General features: G+C 43.7%; 20 protein-coding genes and 1 other annotated feature. All 20 genes read right to left on the bottom strand.

The window, feature by feature from the left end; translation table 11 throughout:
• Nucleotides 1-52: 52 nt before the first annotated feature.
• On the bottom strand, nucleotides 53-682 hold the full coding sequence (gene pyrE, locus AZE41_RS15885; RefSeq protein ID WP_067211403.1) for an orotate phosphoribosyltransferase: 630 nt from the start codon (nucleotides 680-682) through the stop codon (nucleotides 53-55).
• 2 nt (nucleotides 683-684) lie between these two features.
• Nucleotides 685-1395 carry an orotidine-5'-phosphate decarboxylase gene (gene pyrF, locus AZE41_RS15890; protein WP_067211406.1) on the bottom strand — a complete coding sequence of 237 codons (711 nt, stop codon included), beginning with the start codon at nucleotides 1393-1395 and terminating at the stop codon, nucleotides 685-687.
• On the bottom strand, nucleotides 1392-2306 hold the full coding sequence (locus AZE41_RS15895; RefSeq protein WP_067211409.1) for a dihydroorotate dehydrogenase: 915 nt from the start codon (nucleotides 2304-2306) through the stop codon (nucleotides 1392-1394). The genes pyrF and AZE41_RS15895 overlap by 4 nt, the downstream gene beginning before the upstream one ends.
• Nucleotides 2303-3079: a dihydroorotate dehydrogenase electron transfer subunit gene (locus tag AZE41_RS15900; protein ID WP_067211411.1), complete on the bottom strand. Its 777-nt coding sequence runs from the start codon at nucleotides 3077-3079 to the stop codon at nucleotides 2303-2305. The genes AZE41_RS15895 and AZE41_RS15900 overlap by 4 nt, the downstream gene beginning before the upstream one ends.
• Nucleotides 3076-6273 carry a carbamoyl-phosphate synthase large subunit gene (gene carB, locus AZE41_RS15905; protein WP_067211414.1) on the bottom strand — a complete coding sequence of 1066 codons (3198 nt, stop codon included), beginning with the start codon at nucleotides 6271-6273 and terminating at the stop codon, nucleotides 3076-3078. The genes AZE41_RS15900 and carB overlap by 4 nt, the downstream gene beginning before the upstream one ends.
• Complete coding sequence (locus AZE41_RS15910) at nucleotides 6266-7366, bottom strand: carbamoyl phosphate synthase small subunit (RefSeq protein ID WP_067214020.1); 1101 nt, start codon at nucleotides 7364-7366, stop codon at nucleotides 6266-6268. Before AZE41_RS15910 ends, carB begins: the two co-directional genes overlap by 8 nt.
• Nucleotides 7366-8643 (bottom strand): dihydroorotase, encoded by a 1278-nt coding sequence (locus AZE41_RS15915; protein WP_067211416.1) that lies wholly within the window; start codon nucleotides 8641-8643, stop codon nucleotides 7366-7368. Before AZE41_RS15915 ends, AZE41_RS15910 begins: the two co-directional genes overlap by 1 nt.
• A 1-nt stretch (nucleotide 8644) precedes the next feature.
• The gene (locus AZE41_RS15920; RefSeq protein ID WP_067211425.1) at nucleotides 8645-9523 is read right to left on the bottom strand and encodes an aspartate carbamoyltransferase catalytic subunit; all 879 of its coding nucleotides are present in this window, start codon (nucleotides 9521-9523) and stop codon (nucleotides 8645-8647) included.
• A gap of 188 nt (nucleotides 9524-9711) precedes the next feature.
• On the bottom strand, nucleotides 9712-10998 hold the full coding sequence (locus tag AZE41_RS15925; RefSeq protein ID WP_067211428.1) for a uracil-xanthine permease family protein: 1287 nt from the start codon (nucleotides 10996-10998) through the stop codon (nucleotides 9712-9714).
• 83 nt (nucleotides 10999-11081) lie between these two features.
• Nucleotides 11082-11624, bottom strand: a complete 543-nt coding sequence (pyrR, locus tag AZE41_RS15930; protein ID WP_067211431.1) for a bifunctional pyr operon transcriptional regulator/uracil phosphoribosyltransferase PyrR — start codon at nucleotides 11622-11624, stop codon at nucleotides 11082-11084.
• Between the two features lie 429 nt (nucleotides 11625-12053).
• Nucleotides 12054-12980 (bottom strand): RluA family pseudouridine synthase, encoded by a 927-nt coding sequence (locus AZE41_RS15935; protein ID WP_067211434.1) that lies wholly within the window; start codon nucleotides 12978-12980, stop codon nucleotides 12054-12056.
• Nucleotides 12980-13456, bottom strand: a complete 477-nt coding sequence (gene lspA, locus AZE41_RS15940) for a signal peptidase II (protein ID WP_067211436.1) — start codon at nucleotides 13454-13456, stop codon at nucleotides 12980-12982. The genes AZE41_RS15935 and lspA overlap by 1 nt, the downstream gene beginning before the upstream one ends.
• 368 nt (nucleotides 13457-13824) lie before the next feature.
• On the bottom strand, nucleotides 13825-16587 hold the full coding sequence (ileS, locus tag AZE41_RS15945) for an isoleucine--tRNA ligase (RefSeq protein WP_067211438.1): 2763 nt from the start codon (nucleotides 16585-16587) through the stop codon (nucleotides 13825-13827).
• Between the two features lie 102 nt (nucleotides 16588-16689).
• Nucleotides 16690-16907: a binding site (T-box leader), on the bottom strand.
• Nucleotides 16908-16959: 52 nt separating this feature from the next.
• The gene (locus AZE41_RS15950; protein WP_067211441.1) at nucleotides 16960-17469 is read right to left on the bottom strand and encodes a DivIVA domain-containing protein; all 510 of its coding nucleotides are present in this window, start codon (nucleotides 17467-17469) and stop codon (nucleotides 16960-16962) included.
• Between the two features lie 357 nt (nucleotides 17470-17826).
• Entirely contained in the window at nucleotides 17827-18603 is a 777-nt protein-coding gene (locus AZE41_RS15955; protein ID WP_067211443.1) for a YlmH family RNA-binding protein, read from the bottom strand.
• 54 nt (nucleotides 18604-18657) lie between these two features.
• Entirely contained in the window at nucleotides 18658-18933 is a 276-nt protein-coding gene (locus tag AZE41_RS15960; RefSeq protein ID WP_067211446.1) for a YggT family protein, read from the bottom strand.
• Between the two features lie 25 nt (nucleotides 18934-18958).
• On the bottom strand, nucleotides 18959-19408 hold the full coding sequence (locus AZE41_RS15965) for a cell division protein SepF (RefSeq protein ID WP_067211448.1): 450 nt from the start codon (nucleotides 19406-19408) through the stop codon (nucleotides 18959-18961).
• Entirely contained in the window at nucleotides 19405-20097 is a 693-nt protein-coding gene (locus tag AZE41_RS15970; protein WP_067214021.1) for a YggS family pyridoxal phosphate-dependent enzyme, read from the bottom strand. The genes AZE41_RS15965 and AZE41_RS15970 overlap by 4 nt, the downstream gene beginning before the upstream one ends.
• A gap of 69 nt (nucleotides 20098-20166) precedes the next feature.
• The gene (locus tag AZE41_RS15975) at nucleotides 20167-20412 is read right to left on the bottom strand and encodes a PRC-barrel domain-containing protein (RefSeq protein ID WP_067211451.1); all 246 of its coding nucleotides are present in this window, start codon (nucleotides 20410-20412) and stop codon (nucleotides 20167-20169) included.
• Nucleotides 20413-20494: 82 nt separating this feature from the next.
• On the bottom strand, nucleotides 20495-21274 hold the full coding sequence (sigG, locus tag AZE41_RS15980; RefSeq protein ID WP_067211453.1) for an RNA polymerase sporulation sigma factor SigG: 780 nt from the start codon (nucleotides 21272-21274) through the stop codon (nucleotides 20495-20497).
• Nucleotides 21275-21293 lie beyond the last annotated feature (19 nt).

Raw genomic sequence — 21293 nt, forward strand, 5'->3', positions numbered from 1 at the left:
GTGCCGCATTTAGGCAGCATTCATTTATAACAGACGCTTGCCCTTTTGTAGTTTATTTCAACAAACCAGCCTTCAATTTCCCGTGCCACTCAAGTAAACTAGCCATCGACTCTTCATTGATGGCCCCTTTTTCTTGCGCGACTTCAGCAAGTGCACCAAAATCAGTCAGGCTTTTGTAAGTCAGTCCTGCAGATGCGAATGTTTCATCTGCACTTTGCAGTTCATATGTAAAGATAGAAACAATACCAGTCACGTCAATTCCTTCAGAACGCAGTGCTTCTGCCGCATTTAAGCTACTACCGCCCGTTGAGATTAAATCTTCGATAATAACCGCTTTATCAGTATCAAGTATTTTCCCCTCGATTTGACGGCTTCGGCCATGTTCTTTCGCTTTCGAACGGATATACACCATCGGTAATCCAAGAATGTCCGCAACCCAAGCCGCGTGAGGGATTCCAGCTGTAGCCGTACCAGCTATGACCGTTGTTTCAGGATAATTTTCACGAATGAATCCTGCTAGGCCTTCCGCAATTTTTTTCCGTCCAACCGGATCTGACATCGTCAATCGGTTATCGCAGTAGATAGGGGACTCAATGCCTGATGCCCATGTAAACGGTTCTTCAGGACTTAATTCAACTGCACCAACATGTAACAGGATTTCAGCAACTTCTTTTTTCACCATTGTTATTCCGTCCCCTTCCAACGTGCATGAATGTGTTCGTACGCTGCTCGCGGATCCGTTGCCCCCGTAATTGCTCGCCCGACTACGATATGTGTCGAACCTGCTAGACGCGCTTCTTCAGGTGTTGCAATCCGTTTCTGATCATGTGCTCCGCCATCTGCAAGGCGTATACCAGGTGTCACTTTGAAGAAGGGTTTTCCGCAAACATCTGCGATCGCAGTTGCTTCATGGACAGAACAAACGACACCATCAAGACCCGCTTCTTTCGTCAGCTTAGCATAATGAAGGACAGATTCTTGTAGCCCAACACCGATCAACTGCTCTTCACGAACTTGACGCTCGTCTGTAGACGTCAGTTGTGTAACACCGATGAGTGACGGCCGTGATAATCCGGTTGGTGTCCCTTTATCCAATCCTTCAAGAGCCGCCTCCATCATTGTCTTTCCTCCAGCTGCATGAACATTCACAAGGTCAACACCGAATCCCGCAAGCACTTCCATCGCAGATTTCACTGTGTTTGGAATATCATGCAATTTCAAATCTAGGAATACATCATAACCTTGTTCTTTTAACCGAGCCACAATCGCGGGCCCTGCTTTATAATAAAGTTGCATGCCCACTTTGACATTGACGTCTCCATCAAAAGCACGCAGGAAGTCGAATATCTTTTCAGCTGAATCAAAATCGAGTGCTATAATCGGGGATGTTTTCATAGACGATGACTCCTCCCTATCAGTTCAGAAATATGATGAATGCCAAGCTCGTCCAACTTAGCTGGCAATTGTTCAATGATTTGCGGACAAATAAATGGATTGACGAAGTTCGCTGTTCCTACCGCGACAGCACTTGCACCCGCAGATATAAAGTCGATAATGTCAGCCGTTTCTGTCACGCCACCCATTCCAATAATCGGAATATTGACCGCTTTACTTACTTCATAGACCATCCGAATCGCAACTGGTTTAACAGCAGGACCAGACAAGCCGCCTGTCCCATTTGCAATAACGGGTCGGCCGGTTTTCTGATCAAGACGCATACCAATCAGTGTGTTGATCATCGTTATGCCATCTGCTCCGCCTGCTTCAACCGCCTGTGCAATTGCCACGATGTCAGTGACATTTGGAGATAGTTTGACATACACCGGAACTGAAGACACTTCTTTTACCGCTCTCGTCAGCTCTTTGGCGATTTCAGGATCTGTTCCAAAAGTAATGCCTCCCGCTTTGACGTTCGGACAAGAAATATTCAGCTCAAGTGCTTTAACATTTGGTGCTTGAGATACGGCTTTCGCCACTTCCACGTAGTCAGCTGTTTCTGTACCGGCAACGTTTGCAATAATTGGCACATCAAATTGTTCAAGCCAAGGCAACTCGCCTTCCAATACGCCTTTTAGACCCGGATTTTGCAGGCCGATTGCATTTAGCATACCGGATGCCGTTTCTGCAACACGCGGTGTCGGATTGCCGAGCCTCGTTTCAAGTGTTGTGGCTTTGATCATAATGGCGCCAAGCAGTGACAAATCATACAGTTGGCCATATTCTTTACCGAATCCGAAACAACCGGACGCAGGCATAATTGGGTTCTTTAATGATAAACCTGGTAATTCAATCGATAGTCTATTCATATTGCCACCACCCCTGCTGGGAATACTGGACCATCTGAGCATACTTTAATATAGGCTTTTTCCGATCCTTCCTTTGTTTTACAAACACATGCGAAACAAGCGCCAATACCGCAACCCATCCGTTGTTCGAATGACAGAAAGCCTTTTTTCCCTGCGTACATTTTTTCAATCGCTTCAAGCATAGGCATTGGACCGCAGCTGTAATACGTTGCAAAGTCATTGCCAAGTTCCGCCATGACAGTAGTCACGAAACCTGCCGTTCCTTGTGAACCGTCAACAGTTACGATATGTGTTTCACCGAGTTTACTGAACTCTTCTTCGTAAAACACGACATCCTTTGATTGGAATCCTAAGACATGCGTGCATTTCACGCCCTTCGCCGTCAATTGCTTCGACAGCTCATACAATGGTGGTACACCGATTCCTCCGCCAATTAAAATGGCCGTTTCTCCCTGCGACGTTTCTTCAACAGGAAAACCATTCCCTAGCGGACCAAGTACATCAACTTCATCGCCAGTACGTTTCTGTGAAAGGATGGTAGTCCCCCGACCTTCCGCGCGATAAATAATGGTCATTTCGCCAGCCTCTTGATCAATCGAAGCGATTGAAATTGGACGTCTTAATAGTGGTTCAAACGAGTCTGCCACACGAATATGGACAAACTGGCCTGGGGAAGTAATTTCCCCGACCAACTTACCGTTTAACTTCATTTCGAAAATATTGTGGGCAATCTGCTGTTGTGAAGTAACCGTCATTCGATCTTGGATGATCATATAGTTTCCTCCACTTTCCCCATTTCCTCAGTTTGGAATGTCATTGATTCGATAACGCGTAGCATTGCATCTGCCGTATCAAGTGAAGTGAAGCAAGGAATGCCATTTTCAACTGATTCGCGACGGATTCTAAAGCCGTCACGTTCAGGTTGTTTTCCTTTTGTCAGTGTATTGATAACAATTTGTGCTTCCCCTTTTTGAATAACATCCAGAAGCGTTGGCCCTTCAGAACCAATTTTACCGATTGTCTTCACGCGGATACCTGCGTCCTCTAGAACAGAAGCCGTGCCTCCAGTCGCTAAAATGCGGTAACCAATAGCTGTAAAGCGTTTAGCGATGCTGACCATCTCTTCTTTATCTTTGTCAGAAACAGTCATTATCACGGAGCCGTATTCTTTTATTTCCATACCCGCTGCAACAAGACCTTTGTACAAGGCTTTTTCGAGCGTAGTATCTTTACCCATTACTTCTCCGGTCGATTTCATTTCAGGTCCAAGCGTTATATCTACTCGACGCAATTTCGCAAATGAGAAGACTGGTACTTTAACGTAGACGCCTGATGGTGCCTGAGCAAGTCCATTTTTATACCCTTGTTCGATAATTGATTGACCTAGAATGGCTTTTGTCGCAATGTTTGCCATCGGAATGTTCGTGATTTTACTTAAGAATGGAACCGTACGACTTGATCGTGGATTTACTTCGATGACGTAGACTTGCCCTTCTGAGATGACGAACTGGATATTGAGAAGACCTACAATTCCAAGTCCTTTTGCAAGGCGTGTCGTATAATCAGCGATTGTCTCCATCTGAGAAGCCGATAAATTTTGTGGAGGGAACACGGCAATCGAGTCACCCGAGTGAACGCCTGCACGTTCAATATGTTCCATAATGCCTGGGATCAATACATTTTCTCCATCGCATATGCCATCGACTTCGATTTCAGTTCCTGTCAGGTAGCGATCGACAAGTATAGGATGATCTGGGCTTGCTTCAACTGCGTGCTCCATGTAATAAAGAAGTTCTTCTTCATGGTAGACAATTTCCATCGCACGTCCACCAAGTACATAAGAAGGTCTAACGAGTACAGGATAACCGATTTCATTGGCAATCGCGACAGCTTCTGGTACTGAAACAGCTGTTTTTCCTAAAGGCTGAGGAATTCCGATTTCACGCAATGCACTTTCAAACTTATTACGGTTTTCCGCACGGTCAATATCTTCTAGAGATGTTCCTAAAATTTTCACGCCGCGCGCTTCGAGGCCAGCCGCTAGGTTGATGGCTGTTTGTCCACCGAATTGAACGATAACGCCTTCAGGCTGTTCTAGGTCAACAATGTGCATAACATCTTCGATTGTCAGAGGTTCAAAGTATAATTTGTCCGAAATCGAGAAGTCTGTTGACACCGTTTCAGGGTTGTTGTTGATGATGATCGCTTCGTAACCAGCTTCTTGAATTGCCCATACAGAGTGGACCGTCGCATAGTCGAACTCGACGCCCTGTCCGATACGAATCGGGCCAGAACCTAGAACGATAACACTTTTCTTCTCTGTTTTAATGGATTCATTTTCATCTTCATACGTGCCGTAAAAGTACGGTGTATCCGATTCAAATTCGCCTGCACATGTATCCACCTTTTTATAGACTGGAATAAGGCCATGCTCTTTTCGCCAATCGTAAATCACACGCTCATCTGTACTCCATAGTTCTGCAACTGTTACGTCAGAGAAGCCCATACGTTTTGCAGTACGCAACGTTTCATAGTCAAACGGATTCGCTTTTAAGACTAGTTCAAACTGAACGATTTTCTGGAACTTGCGTAAGAAAAAGGCGTCGATTTGACTCCATTCGTGAATCGTCTCAACTGTCGCGCCTCTACGGAATGCTTCGCCGATGAAGAACAAACGCTCATCGCCTGCACGACGGATACGTTTTTCAATCCATTCGTCTGTCATTGTCGAACCATTTTTCAACGATAAGCCAAATTGTCCTGTTTCAAGTGAGCGAACTGCTTTCAAAATGGACTCTTCAAATGTACGACCGATTGCCATTACTTCGCCTGTCGCTTTCATTTGTGTACCCAAGTTCCGTTTAGCAGATTCGAATTTATCAAATGGCCAGCGCGGGATTTTCGTCACGATGTAATCGAGTGTCGGTTCGAAACAAGCATATGTTGTACCTGTGACCGGGTTCATCATTTCATCAAGCGTGAGTCCGACCGCTATTTTTGCAGCGATTTTTGCAATTGGATATCCCGTCGCTTTCGACGCAAGTGCAGATGACCGACTCACACGTGGATTCACTTCAATGATGTAATAGTTAAAGCTGTATGGATCGAGCGCAAGTTGGACATTACATCCGCCTTCGATTTTCAGTGCACGAACAATTTTCAATGACACATTCCTCAGCATCTGATTTTCTCGGTCTGTCATCGTTTGACATGGGGCCGCGACGATTGAATCACCTGTATGGATTCCAACAGCATCAACGTTTTCCATATTACAAACTATAATTGCGTTGTCCGCTGAATCTCGTATCACTTCATATTCAATTTCCTTGTAGCCAGCAATCGACTTTTCTAACAGACATTGTGTGACGGGGCTGTATTTCAAGCCACCTGTGACGATTTCATCAAGGTCTTTATCGTTATAGCAAATTCCTCCGCCAGTTCCACCCATTGTAAATGCAGGACGAACGATAACTGGGTAACCGATTCTTTCGACAAGTGTATAGGCCTCTTCAAGGTTGTGGATAATATCGCTATCTGGAACAGGTTCACCTAGTTCATTCATCAGCGTGCGAAATAGGTCACGGTCTTCCGCTTGGTGAATTGCATTGAGCTTTGTTCCAAGAATTTCAACGCCAAGTTCATCCAAAATACCTGATTCGTGCAGTTCAATCGCCATGTTCAGACCCGTTTGACCACCCAGTGTAGGAAGGAGTGCATCCGGGCGCTCTTTTCGGATAATGCGGCTAATAAACTCGAGTGTAAGTGGTTCAATGTATACTTTGTCTGCAATTTCCGTATCCGTCATAATGGTTGCTGGGTTGGAGTTAATGAGAATGACGCGATAGCCTTCTTCTCTCAACGAAAGACACGCTTGTGTTCCGGCATAGTCGAACTCTGCCGCCTGGCCAATGACAATCGGGCCTGACCCGATAACTAATATAGTTTCAATATCTGTACGTTTAGGCATTGAAATTCCCCTCTCGGCTGCTTGTTTTCATTATATCCATGAATCGGTCAAACAGATGTTTCGAATCTTCTGGTCCTGGTGATGCTTCCGGATGAAACTGTACAGAAAAAGCTTCGTATTTCGTGCTTTTCACACCTTCAACTGAGCCGTCATTAAGTGCTTTGTGTGTCACTTCAAGATTTGTACCTGCAAGTGATTCTTCATCTACTGAGTAGCCATGGCATTGTGAAGTTAATTCCGTCCTACCTGTAGCCAAATCTTTTACGGGATGATTGCCACCCATATGACTATTTTTCAATTTCACTGTGCGTGCTCCACAAGCAAGGGCAAACAGCTGATGGCCAAGCCCTATCCCGAACATTGGGGCTTTTCCTAGCAACTCTTTAATCACTTCAACTGTACCTTCAACATCCATCGGATTGCCCGGTCCATTTGACAACACAATGCCATCTGGTGATAAAGAAAGAATTTCTTTCGTTGTTGTATTATATGGAACGACGATAACGTCACAATCTCTCTCATTTAATTCACGTAAAATACCATGTTTCATACCATAGTCGATAAGGATGATTCGCTCTCCGCGACCTGGACTTGGATAAGGTTTTTGTGTCGAAACGCGTGCAACAAGATCTGTCGGTAAGACGTAAGAAGCGACATGCGCAACCGTTTCTTGCACGTTTACTTCTTCTCCTGCAGCAGTCAAAATCCCTTTTAGTGCCCCTTTGTCGCGTAGCAACCGTGTTAGTTTACGTGTATCGATTCCTTGAATTCCAGGAATGCCCTTCATCGTCAACAGTTCGCAAAGCGTCATGCCGCTTCGGAAGTTCGATGGCTCGTCCGCTAGTTCACGAACGACTAAGCCGCTTGCTGCTGGTTCAATTGATTCGTAATCGTCTCGGTTAATGCCATAGTTACCGATAAGCGGGTAGGTCATCACAATGATTTGTCCAGCTCCCGAAGGATTGGAAATGGTTTCCTGATAGCCCGTCATCCCAGTTGTGAATACTGTTTCACCGATTGAAGCCTCGTCGGAACCAAAAGCGATTCCTTCAAAAATTGTGCCGTCTTCTAAAATAAGCATTCTTTTTTTCATCATTGTCCATCCTCCCAAACTACTTTTCCACCGAAAATCGTTTTAACTGGCCATCCTGTGCATGTCAAACCGTCAAATGGTGTGTTCTTACCTTTAGATACAAATGTTGTGCGATCTATTTTTGCTTCTTTGTTCAAATCAAGTAATACTAAATCCGCAGTGCCTCCAACTTCAATTTTACCGTATGGTAAGCCGAATACATCCGCTGGTTTTTTCGTCATCCAATCGATGAGCTGCTGCAATGTCCATGTTCCTTTTTTAACAAAGTTCGTATAAAGGAGTGGGAACGCTGTTTCAAAACCAGTAATGCCGAATGGTGCTTTTGCAAAACCGACTGCTTTCTCTTCCGCAGTATGCGGTGCGTGATCTGTTGCTATGAAATCCAGTGTGCCGTCGAGCAATCCTTCGCGTAGTGCTGCGAGATCTTCTGTTCCGCGAAGCGGCGGATTCATTTTCCAATCGGCATCATCGCCTGGAATATCATCTTCCGACAGTAGAAGATGATGCGGACTTACTTCAGCAGTCACATGGACCCCCGCTTTCTTCGCGTCACGGATTACTCGAACCGACTCTTTCGTGCTGACGTGGCAAACATGATAATGAGCGCCTGCCGCTTCAGCTAATAAAATATCCCGAGCGATATGGACCGATTCTGCTATAGAAGGAATTCCTGGAAGTCCCAGTTCCTTATTACGTTTGCCTTCATGCATAGCACCACCGTAGATAAGCGTATTATCTTCACAGTGTGCAACAATCGGCATACCGATTTTAGCTGCTTCCTGCATCGCTTCGTACATCATTCCAGCCTGTTGTATACCAACACCATCATCCGTAAATGCGAAAGCTCCGTGTTCTTTTAGTTCTGCGAGATTCGTCCGTTCTTTACCGGCTTCCCGAATTGTAATAGATGCGTATGGAAGGACACGGATTAAGGACTTCTGTGCGATTAAGTCATTGACAAATGTCAGATTTTCTTTTGTATCCGGTACAGGCCGTGTATTTGGCATTGCACAGATAGTTGTGTAACCGCCTTTTGCTGCTGCCAATGTTCCGCTTTCGATTGTCTCTTTATGCTCTCCGCCCGGTTCACGAAGATGCACGTGGACATCTATGAAGCCGGGTGCTAGTAAAAGTCCTTTGCCGTCGATTACTTCAGCGTGTTCTACTGGTAACTGCTTACCGATTTCCGTAATTTTATCACCCGTTACTTTTACATCTGCTGTGACAAGTTCCCCGTCACCGTTTAGCATCTGAACCCCTTGAATAAGTTTCTGCATGTCAATTCCTCCCTTTCAATACTGCTTCTAATACGGCCATCCGTATGTATACACCATTTTCCATTTGTTTGAAAATCCGTGATTTCGGACATTCGATTAAGGTATCTGCTATTTCCACACCTCGGTTAAATGGTCCGGGATGCATGATGATTGCATTTTCTTTCATTAGCTGCTCGCGGGCTTCTGTCAGGCCGTATCTTTCATGATAACTTTCACCAGCAAAGTTTATTTCTGCCTCGTGTCTTTCATGTTGAACCCGTAGCAGCATAACCACATCACTGTTTTTAATCACTTCATCCCACGAATCCACACTGTTGAATTCGCCTGCCCATTCAGCCGGGCAAAGGAATGTCACGTTTGCGCCAAGCTTCGTCAGAGCATCGGCATTGGACCGTGCAACTCGGCTATGTGTGATATCCCCTGTAATCAGTACGTTCAATCCTTGAAATGAACCAAACTCTTCTTTAATTGTGAATAAATCCAGCAGTGATTGAGTCGGATGCTGACCTGAACCGTCTCCTCCATTAATGATAGAAACTGACGTTCTACCAATCAACTGCTCATAGTAACCATCTTCGGGATGACGGATAACAAGTGCATCGACACCTATTGCTTCGAGCGTTTTGACTGTGTCATAAAGCGTTTCTCCTTTTAATGTACTAGAGAAGCTGGATTCGAATGGCAATACATCAAGTCCGAGTTTCCGTTGTGCCATTTCAAAACTCATTTTCGTTCGTGTACTCGGTTCAAAAAATAAGTTACTGACACTATATTTCCCGGGCAATTCTCGGACTCCACGTTTTTTGAATGTATCAGCACGATCAAGGATTGCCATAATTTCTTCTTCAGTCAGGTGTTTCATCGAAACAAGATGCTGCATCTGGTTTGTCCTCCTTTTATTGAAAAGCTTAATAGCCTGGGTGCTGAAGCCTAGACATATTGAAAAACGAGCCTTCCCGATAAATGGAAAGGCTCGTTAGGTATGACAATCCAAACCCTACACTTATTGTGCAGAATGGGTGTCAAACGAACCTTTCCCTGACTCTCGGAACAGTGTTAAAAGGTTTTCTATTCTTTTTCGTCAACTAGACTTTCATTTGTTCTCCCCGGCAGGACCAAGTTGAGTATCACACCGATAATTGCCGCTAGGGCCATTCCTTCAATTTGGAAAGTATCACTAAATTCGATGCTCGCCCCCCCGATTCCAATGACTAGAATGACTGAGGCGATGACAAGATTACGCTGGCTGCCAAAATCAATTTTGTGATCCACGAGCATGCGCAAGCCAGATGAAGCAATAATTCCGAACAAGAGAATTGAAACCCCGCCGAGCACTGCCGTCGGAATCGTCGCAATCAATGCCATCACTTTTCCTAAGAAGGAGAAGGCTATGGCGAAAACAGCAGCTCCTAAAATGACATAGACACTGTAAACTCGAGTAAGCGCAAGAACACCGATATTTTCACCGTATGTCGTTTTAGGTGGACCTCCTACAAGACCACTTATGAGTGTTCCAAGTCCATCACCTAGTAATGAGCGGTTCAATCCTGGATTTTTTATGTAATCTCTTCCAACGATTCGTCCAAGGACAAGTTGATGGCCGATATGCTCCGATATTGTGACAATTGCTATTGGCACCATAAGAAAGAGCAGTGTAGGTGTAATGACGAAATCATAATCCACACCTGGAATTAACATTTCCGGAAATTCAAACCACTTTGCTTCCATAACTTTTGTAAAATCTAAGATCCCGATGAAAGCCGAGTAAATGTAACCGACGATGATGCCGATTAGGATTGGCATTAAGCTAATGATTCCCTTGAAAAACATGAGGCAGATGATAGCAGCTGCTAGCGTAACAAGTGCAGCCGAGAAATGAAGCAGGTTATATACCTTTTCATCTCCAACTTGGATGGTACTTGCCATGCTGATTGCAGTTGGTGAAAGTGCCAGTCCAATTACGATGATGACAGGCGCTACAACAATCGGTGGCAAAACTTTCATGATCCAATTGTAGCCCGTTTTCCAAATGAGCAATGAAATAATTCCGTAGACAAGTGCCACAAACATGCTTCCTATCATCGCACTGCCAATTCCACCCGTTTGAGTTGCGACTTGTATCGGGATAATGAAGGCGAAAGATGAGCCTAAGTACGCCGGCACTTGGAATCGTGTAACAAGGATAAAGACGATTGTTGCAATACCACTTGTCAGAAGGGCGATTGCCGGACTTAATCCGACGAGCTGAGGTACTAATATTGTTGCTCCAAACATGGCAAACATATGTTGTAAACTAAGGATAATCCACCTAGCTGGTGCCGGTTTTTCATGCACATCTAACACTTTTTCATCCATTGCCAATCCCCCCGTGCGGATTACTTTATTTTGTATTCATATTATGTTGAGATAAAGAATCCCCTTATAAGGCACCTTCGCTACTATTTAGAATGAATCGACACGCTATCTTTGCCATCTGTTTCTTCTACACTCACGACGACTCGCTCATCACTTGAAGTTGGGATGTTTTTACCGACGAAGTCTGGTCGTATTGGCAATTCACGGTGACCACGGTCAACAAGTACTGCTAGTTGGATTGATGCTGGTCTTCCAAGGTCCATAACTGCATCCATCGCTGCCCGAACTGTTCTACCTGTATAGAGAACGTCGTCTACCAAAATTACTTTCATATCTGTCACGTCATGCTTGATGTCTACCTGCTGAACAAGCGGTTCATTGTTACTATGTTTCAACGTGAGGTCATCCCTATATAGTGTGATATCAAGTTCACCGGCTTTAATCGGTTTTCCTTCGATAAGTTCAATCTTTTCAGCAAGTCTTTTCGCTAAGAAAGCACCGCGTGTTTTGATGCCGACAAGAATACAAGCGTCAATTCCTTTGTTGCGTTCAATTATTTCGTGTGCAATTCGGGTAACCGCCCTGCCAATTGCCTGTTCATCTAGAATATTTGCTTTTTCCGTCATTTCAACATCCTCCATTTCCTTGTTTACTTCTGTCTTTCGGTCAAATGCCTTCCAGGAGCCGATTGGCTTGGATATTCTCCTATATGAAAAGCGTAAGGCGCCGTCAAGTGAACACAGCCTAAGTTCGCCACATCGTGTGGCAACGTCTGCGTGACCTACATCCTGTAGGCCCGCGACAGGCATAAGACGGATCGGCGAAGCGGCGTTCTTTGCCGTGTAGCTGGTCTGACTTATGACCCGAGAGTCTGGCGCCTGTTGCTAGACATAAAAAACCCTCCCGGCCTAGGATGGCGGGAGGGTATACGTGCAGAAATAAATGTACATAGAAACTGCGCGCAGCAGTTTGACTGTACTTCCGTGCAACCTTCCCAGCCTCTCTGGACTGATGTTAAAGGTATCGCTATTCAATTGCTTCGTTCAGTATACAATTTACTCTTCTGTTTTGTCAACGCTTTTCCTAACTTCATCAACCAAGTCTTTAAAGTCTTCAGGTAGAGGACTGTTGAATTCCAAGTACTCACCTGTTACGGGATGATCAAAACCGAGCGTACCTGCATGCAATACTTGTCCATTAAATTGAAGTGTTTTTTTCGGTCCATATTTCGGATCTCCAACAAGTGGATAACCAATATATTTCATATGCACCCGAATTTGATGCGTTCTGCCTGTTTCTAATCTGCATTCGACAAGCGTATAATCCCCGAACCGTTCGATTACTTTGAAGTGCGTTACCGCATGCCTTCCTTTATCAACGATAGCCATATTTTGTCGTTCCCGTTGATCACGGCCGATTGGCGCGTCAATTGTTCCATTATCATGTGGTATATGGCCATGGACAAGTGCAGTATAAACACGCGTTACTGACCTGTTCACAAGCTGGTCTACTAACGATACATGTGCCTTATCATTTTTCGCGACCATCAAAAGCCCTGACGTATCTTTATCAATACGATGGACAATCCCTGGGCGCACCACTCCGTTAATACCTGAAAGGTCCGTGCAGTGGTGCATAAGACCATTTACGACCGTTCCTGATGGATGACCTGGCGCAGGATGAACAACCATGCCACGCGCTTTATTGACAACGAGTACGTCCTTATCTTCATAGACGATATCGAGATTTAATTCCTCAGCAACCATGTCAAGCACTTCCAGTTCAGGTTCTTCCACCGTCACTATATCTCCCAGTCTTACTTTATAATTAGGTTTCACTTGAATTCCGCTTACTAGAACAAGGCTGTCTTTCAGCCATGATTGAATTTGCGTACGTGACCATTCAGGATTGACTGCAGACAAAGCTTTGTCTATTCGGCTTCCTTTGTGTTCTTCAGTTATTTCAATTTCTATTTTTTCCATTACGACACCTTTTTCTTGTTCTTTTTTTCATCCATAATAATATGAATGATGATCATAATCACACCGACCGTTAACGCTGCATCTGCAACATTAAAGATTGGAAAATCGTAGTTGATAACCGGGATTGTGACATCGACAAAATCGACAACTTCCTTGCGCCACAGACGATCGATAAAATTACCAATCGCACCACCAAGAAGAAACATTAAACTGAATCCAAAGAGCGGTTGCCCTTTCGCTTCTTTATGGAAGAAATAAATAATACCAATTGCAACGGCAACTGTGACAATATAAAATAACCACATTTGTCCTTCAAGCATACCCCAAGCGGCTCCCTTGTTGCGATGAGAAAGAAGCCCTAAATAAGGATCTGCAATGCTAATTTTTTCGCCGAGCTCCATGTTTTTAACGACTAGCCATTTCGTAAACTGATCCAAAATAATGACGAATGCCGCTAATCCGTAATAAATGAACAATCCAAATACCCCCGTCCGACAGATTACGTTCCATTTTACCACATCGACACCTATATGAGCGCGTTTCAACGCTAAATGAGTAATATAAGAAAAGCGCAAGGCGCCGTTTAGCCCCGACAAGCGCTGGAAGTCTTGATGATAAAGGCGTACTATGCCTTTTCAGCAAGAATGAAGCGAAAGGAAGGCAGTCTAAAGTCGCGACTTCCTGTCGCAAAGACTGCATGACCCCCTTCGTGGGGGCCCAGGGGCTGGCGTCTGGAGTCTAGACACCGATCCATGTAAAAAAAAATATGCTTTCTTACCTTTTAAAAAGCCGCTGCAACCAGTCTTATATAAAGACAGCAGCAGCGGCTTACAGTTTGATAATTTTACGAATAATGCACTTTTACAACTTCTGCACAACGTGTACATAGTGTAGGATGTGTTTCGTCTGAGCCGATTGTTTCAGAAATCGTCCAGCAACGCTCACATTTTTCGCCATCTGCATTTTCAACAAGAACACTTACAGCATCCAGTTTCAAAGTACCTTCCGGCATGTTAGCGATATCTCCTTCAGCAAACTTCGATACGATAAAGAATTGTGCGAAGTCAATATCATCCGCTGCGAATACATCTGCCAGTTTTTCAGGGACAGCAACCGTTACTTTCGCTTCAAGCGATTTCCCGATAATTTTACTATTACGCGCTTCTTCCAGTGCCTTCAGGACATCGTCACGAACAAGCATCAATGTTGCGAAACGCTCACGCAATGCCTGTGCTTCTTGTCCCAGATCTTGTGCTTCTGGCATATCTGTCAGCTGAATACTTTCTTCGGTCTTGTGCTCGATAAATGCCCACATTTCATCTGTCGTATGCGGCACAATAGGTGTTAACAATTTCAACAGCGTAATCAGCGTTTCATACATCACTGTTTGCATCGCACGACGATGTGGATGATCTGCACCTTCGATGTAAACAACGTCTTTGGCGATATCTAGGTAGAACGAGCTTAATTCACCTGTACAGAAGTTATTCACCGCATGATAAACACCAGCGAATTCGTAGTTTTCATAAGCTTCACGCACTTCTTTGATCAAATCCTGTAGTCTCACATAGACAAATTTGTCTACTGTACGAAGATTTTCAAATGCCACAGCATCTGTAGCCGGATTGAAATCTGATGTATTGCCGTGTAGGAAACGCAGTGTGTTACGAATTTTTCTATATACTTCAGAAACTTGCTTGAAGTTAGAATCAGAAACCCGTACATCCGCTGTATAATCAACAGATGATACCCACAGGCGAAGAATGTCTGCACCAAGCTGGTTCATTACTTTTGCGGGAATGATTACGTTCCCGATTGATTTACTCATTTTACGTCCTTCTCCGTCAAGAGTGAAACCATGGCTTAGCAAGCCTTTATATGGTGCATGGCCATTGATGGCAACACTTGTCGTGAGTGATGAGTTAAACCATCCACGGTATTGGTCAGATCCTTCAAGATACAGGTCCGCCGGGTAAACGAGATCATCCCGTTCTACTAGCACACCTTGGTGTGTTGAGCCTGAATCGAACCAAACGTCCATGATGTCCGTCTCTTTTGTAAACTCTCCGTTCGGACTGCCTTCGTGGGTGAAACCTTCTGGCAGTAAATCTTTTGCTTCTCGTTCGAACCAGACATTCGATCCGTTTTCACGGAACAATTCCGAAACGTTGGCAATTGTTTCATCTGTAATGATTGGTTCACCGTTTTCAGCGTAAAACACTGGAATTGGAACACCCCATACACGCTGACGTGAAATACACCAGTCACCACGGTCTCGAACCATGTTATACAATCTTGTTTCGCCCCATGAAGGTGTGAATTTCGTATTTTTGATAGCATCAAGTAATTCGGTACGGAACGATTCAATTGAAGCGAACCATTGTGCAGTCGCGCGGTAAATAACCGGTTTTTTCGTGCGCCAATCGTGTGGATACGAGTGGGTGATGAATGATAATTTCTTAAGCGCGCCCACTTTGTCGAGTGCCTCTGTAACTGCTTTATTTGCATCTTCATAAAACAGACCTTCGAAGCCTGGCGCTTCATCAGTCATAACACCGCGATCATCGATAGGAGAAAGGGCATCAATACCATATGATTTAGACACGTAGAAGTCGTCTTCCCCGTGGCCTGGAGCTGTATGGACACATCCAGTACCCGCTTCGGCTGTAACATGATCACCGAGCATAACAAGCGAATCGCGGTCATACAATGGGTGCTTCGCAACAACACGGTCGAGTTCAGAACCTTTCAGTTCACACTCAACAACATGGTCTTCCCAGCCAAGTTCTTCTGCGACAAACGTAAGTAAATCTTTAGCGATAAGGAATTTCTCTTCTCCCGCTTTAACAATAACGTATTCAAATTCCGGATGGACAGAAATCCCAAGGTTTGCAGGAATCGTCCATGGAGTTGTCGTCCAGATTAAGAAGTTAACATCTTCATCAATTACGCCAAGTCCATCTTTCACAGGGAAACTAACATAGATAGATGGTGATTTCTTATCCTGGTACTCGATTTCCGCCTCAGCAAGTGCAGATTCACTTGATGGTGACCAATAAACTGGTTTCAATCCTTTATAGATATATCCTTTTTTAGCCATTTCACCAAACACTTGAATTTGACGCGCCTCAAAAGCTGGTTTTAGCGTGATATATGGATTATCCCAATCGCCACGTACACCAATCCGTTTGAACTGGCTACGCTGATTGTCAATCTGGCCAAGCGCATATTCCTCACACATTTTACGGAATTCTGCTACTGACATTTCTTTTCTTTTTACGCCTTTGTTCACTAATGCCTGTTCAATCGGCAGTCCATGTGTATCCCAGCCTGGAACGTATGGCGCGTGGAAACCTGTCATTGATTTGTGGCGGACAATCATATCTTTCAATACTTTGTTCATGGCGTGACCCATATGAAGATCACCATTCGCATATGGAGGACCATCGTGTAATACGAAGAACGGGCGACCCGCAGTTCGTTCCTGTACTTTTTTATAAATGTCCATCTCTGCCCATTTTTCTTGCAGTAATGGCTCTTTGTTAGGTAAGTTACCTCTCATCGGGAATTCTGTTTTCGGCATAAGTAATGTATCTTTGTACTCCATGTTTTTTCCTCCTTTAAAATAGAAAAGCGCAAAAGGATCGCAGCCTTAGCCACGTCCTGTAGACACAAGGCACAGGCAAAAATAAAAAAATCCCCACCCCTAAAAAGGGACGAAGAATTATTCTCGCGTTACCACCCTACTTGTAGCAAACGAATTTGCTACCACTCAGACACCATAACGGGGTGTTTCCGGGATCACGTAAATTACTCCGCAATCCAGCTCGAGAGTGATTTTCATTTCCAATCCGTTGACCGGGCTTCCACCGCCCCCGGCTCGCTATTCTCAGATTTGGAAGGTACTTTCTCTTTCAACGCCTGTTCTAAATATATTCCTATAAGTATATGTGTGAATTAAGACTAAAGTCAAGTTTCCTTATGAATCCAGGTCGGCTGCCATTTCTAAACGCTCCGCATCGATTTCATACTCAAGTAAAACGTCCCAATCATCTGACTGAATCAGATCAAGTTGCGCTTCAATGAGCATTTTGAAACGTGTACGGAAAACCTTCGACTGTTTCTTAAGATCTTCAATTTCCACAGAAATTCTACGCGCGCGGGAAAGTGCCTCATTGACAATTCGATCCGCATTTTTTTCTGCTTCCTTGACAATCAATTTCGATTCTTTCATAGAGTTGCGACGAACGTCTTCCGCAGCTTCCTGAGCGATAAGAATCGATTTTTGTAGCGTTTGCTCGATTGAGTTAAAATGGGAGACCTGTTCTTCTGATTGTTTCAAATTGCTTTTCAATGTTTTGTTTTCTTCAAGTATATTTTCAAAATCTTTCATGATTTGTTCCAAAAACTCATTTACTTCATCTTCATCATATCCACGAAACTTATTGGCAAATTCTTTATTATGTATATCAAGTGGTGATAAAGCCATTTAAAGCATCTCCCCTTTAACTTATTCATTCTCTATTATACATGTTAAGGCATCAGATAACAGTTCTTTTTCAAACTATAATCTGATAAAGTGAAACTTCAATCAATGGAGAAGTTCCATTCCATTGATTGTTAAGGAACTCAGATTACGAACGCCGCGTCCTGCGGCAACATCTGAGTGACCAACATCCTGTTGGCCCGAACCAATCGGGCTTTTACGGGCAGTTGCCCCCACTTACGCTTCCGCGCTAAGGATAAGTCTTAAAATTGGGGGCTTATGACGTACAGGATGTACTAATGCCGACGTTGCCACAGGACGTGGCGATTTTAGTCGGCCTGCCCGTTAATGCGGGACAAGTCATTCTAATTTCCCAACAACGAGACGAATCTTATCTTTACGCGTTCTTCCTTCAATTGCGATCACTTTAAAACGGCCAGAACCTCTAATTGATATCATATCTGACTCTTGAAGTTCAAATGCAGGCTGATCTCTAACAGCCCAATTCACTTTCACTTTTTCCCCATGCACAAGCGTCGCCGCTTTTTGGCGTGGAATAGTTACTAATGCCGCTGTTACTACGTCGAGTCGTAATGAACTAACGATATGCATTTCTTCTGTCCATGTATCTGTCGTGACTATCCAGTCTTCCGGACGATTACTTTCTTCAACCGTCACTTTCGCTTTCCCAATCGATAAAAAATTAGCCGTCATATAATCCTTTAACTCATCTGCGACTGCAAACTGGACTTGATCATCAACCACTCGGATGTCCCCGAATTTCGAACGGTCAATGCCTAATGACATCATCGAGCCCAGGATGTCCTTGTGATCAAGTTTCAAAAACTTAGAAGCATACTTCACATCAAAAATAGCTATTCGATAATCGACTGGTTCTGGTACATAATAATCTGGATAGATAAGAACTCTTCGTCTTTCCGCTTCCGGAAAAGCTCCATACAATCCGACCAATAGCATCGAACTGCCCGCAAGAGATTCTACAATGCGCTGCTGCCTAGGATCCAAGAATCCTGTTAGTTTTGGTGAATAGGTATCTTCCACTTCACGTATCCAGCCAATCGCCATTTCGATGAAAGGCTGTTCATCTTTTCTGAAATGCTGCAGTATAGTTTCCATTTCTCCGGCTCCTTATAGAAAAATCCTCACATAAGTGAGGACGACGTGATCATTTTATAACAACATCAAAAATATTGCTGTAACGCCATCAGAGATAAACCTCAACGCAAATATACCAACGATTGGTGAAATGTCAATCATTCCAAGAGGTGGAATGAATTTTCTGAAAAACCCTAAATAAGGTTCGGTAATCTTTCCAAGTATTATACCAAACTTAGTCTCACGAGAAGCAGGTATCCATGACATTAGTATATAGATAATAAGAAGTATTGAGTAAATCGATATTGCTCCTGTTATTCCTTTATAAATTAACCCTAAAATATTTTCCATTCTGTTGGTACACCTCATTCAATTTCTATCGTTCAAAATAATCGGAGATTGCACCAGCAACTTCCACATTCTCCGGCACGCAAAGGAAAATATCAGTGCCAATTCGCTGGATGTCTCCTCCAAGCGCATAAACAGTACCGCTTAGGAAATCGACAATTCGAATTCCTTGATCACGCTCAATTCGCTGTAAATTCACAACAACTGCACGCTTATTTTTCAAGTGCTCAGAAATGTCTTGCGCCTCAGCATAGACACGGGGCTCAATAAGAATAACTTTGGAAGACTTCTGGACACTTTGCAAGCTGACAACCGTTGCTGACTGTTGTGGTTCGCCTGCTACTTGCTTCCTCATTGGTGCTCTGCTGCGTGGCTGCTCCTGCGCAGGACGCTGTTCTTCCCGGCGTGGCTGTTCTTGTACTTCTTTTTCTTCGTCGTCTAGGTAAAACCATTTCTCAAACTTGTTTTTAATGCTCATACGTCTCCCTCGCTTTCTGCTCCGACAAGTGCAGTCCCGATTCTTACATGAGTTGCACCTTCTTCAATAGCGATAATGAAATCATTTGACATTCCCATGGACAATTGAGTACAAGGTGCATGTGGCAATTTTTTTGCCGAGATGCCGTCTCGAAGCTCCCTTAACGAGCGGAATACGGAACGAATCTCATCCATATCCTTTGTGAAAGGAGCCATTGTCATTAAACCTATAATTCGAATTTTATCATAAGCCGCCACATCTTCAATAAAGCTATCAAGTTCAGCTGGTGTTACACCTGATTTACTTGATTCACCAGAAACATTCACTTGAATGAAACAATCAACAACATGATTGGAACGCTTATGAATTTCCTTAACCAAACTCATTCGATCAACAGAATGTAAATAGTCAATTCGATTGATGATTTCTTTCACTTTTCTGCTTTGAACATTACCGATGAAATGCCAGATGGCACCACTTTGTATCGTTTCCTGTTTCCCTAGTAGGCCTTCAGGTCGATTTTCGCCAAGATGTCGGATGTTTTCTTCCAGCACCGCAGATGTTCTTGCTGTCGAAACTTCCTTCGTAACAGCAACGACCGTAATTTCAGATCTGTTTCGACCTACGCGGTCACAAGTTGCTTGTATATCTTGTTCGATTTTTTGTATTCGTTGCTGTAGATTTCCCATTATAATCACTACTTTTCCTCAATCTTTCACTTCATTGTACCAACCTAGGCTGAACATATCAATAATGAATCATTTTTCTGCATTCTTTTTGCCCACAAGCACAATATCTTTACCGATTGTTGTAATCTCTTTAAGATTGACCTTTTTCGTATCCTTGTCTTTTGTATCAAAAAAACTGTTCCGTTCTCCACCACCTACGTGCAAGGATTCAACTTTTCCAGTTACAGTGTCAATTGTTGCATCCTGGACGAATCCAAGGAACGTTCCTTTAGTAGCGTCGATAACTTCTTTTTTTTGTATTTCTGAAAACCTCATAAAATCCCTCCTTACAATGAATATATGCACATAGGCACGAGAAAAAACGCAATGCAGTTAGCGCATTGCGTTACATTTATCATTATTGTTCCATCCCTTCCCGAATGGTTTGAACTGCACTCTTCTCCAATCGGGAAATCTGGGCTTGTGAAATGCCTAGTTCCTTAGCGATTTCGGTCTGCGTTTGTCCCAAATAAAAACGTTTTGAAAGAATTGATTGTTGTCTTTCATCCATACTAGATACAGTTTCTTTAACAGATACATACGTCAGCCACCGTTCTTCTGAAACCGTTTTGTCCTGTATTTGATCCATCATAAATACTGGATCACCGCCGTCACCGTTCATAGGCTCATGAAGGGACATTGGATCTTGAATTGCATCAAGGGCAAAGAGAATATCATCGGCGGGTATACCTGTTGCTTCAGACAAATCCGATATTCGCGGTTCTCTTTGATTATCATTAATGAACTGCTCTTTCGCTCTTATTGCCTTATAAGCGGTATCTCGAAGTGATCTTGATACTCGTATTGAATGATGATCACGTAGATGTCTTTTAATTTCTCCAATAATCATCGGGACTGCGTATGTTGAAAATCTGACATTATGTTTCAAATCGAAGTTGTCAATTGATTTAAGCAAGCCGATACATCCGACTTGAAATAAATCATCCGCTTGTTCCCCCCTGTATGCGAATCTTTGGACCAGACTTAGGACGAGACGCAAATTGCCAATGACGAGCTCTTCCCTTGCTGCATGATCTCCGCTCTGTAACCTGATAAACGTTGCTTTCATCACGTCGTTTGTGAGTAACGGCAATTCGGACGTATCGATTCCACAAATTTCAACTCTTGTACGCACCATTAGCTTTTCCTCCGCATTC

Origin of the sequence: Sporosarcina psychrophila, from assembly GCF_001590685.1 — a bacterium.
Taxonomy (GTDB): Bacteria; Bacillota; Bacilli; order Bacillales_A; family Planococcaceae; genus Sporosarcina; species Sporosarcina psychrophila.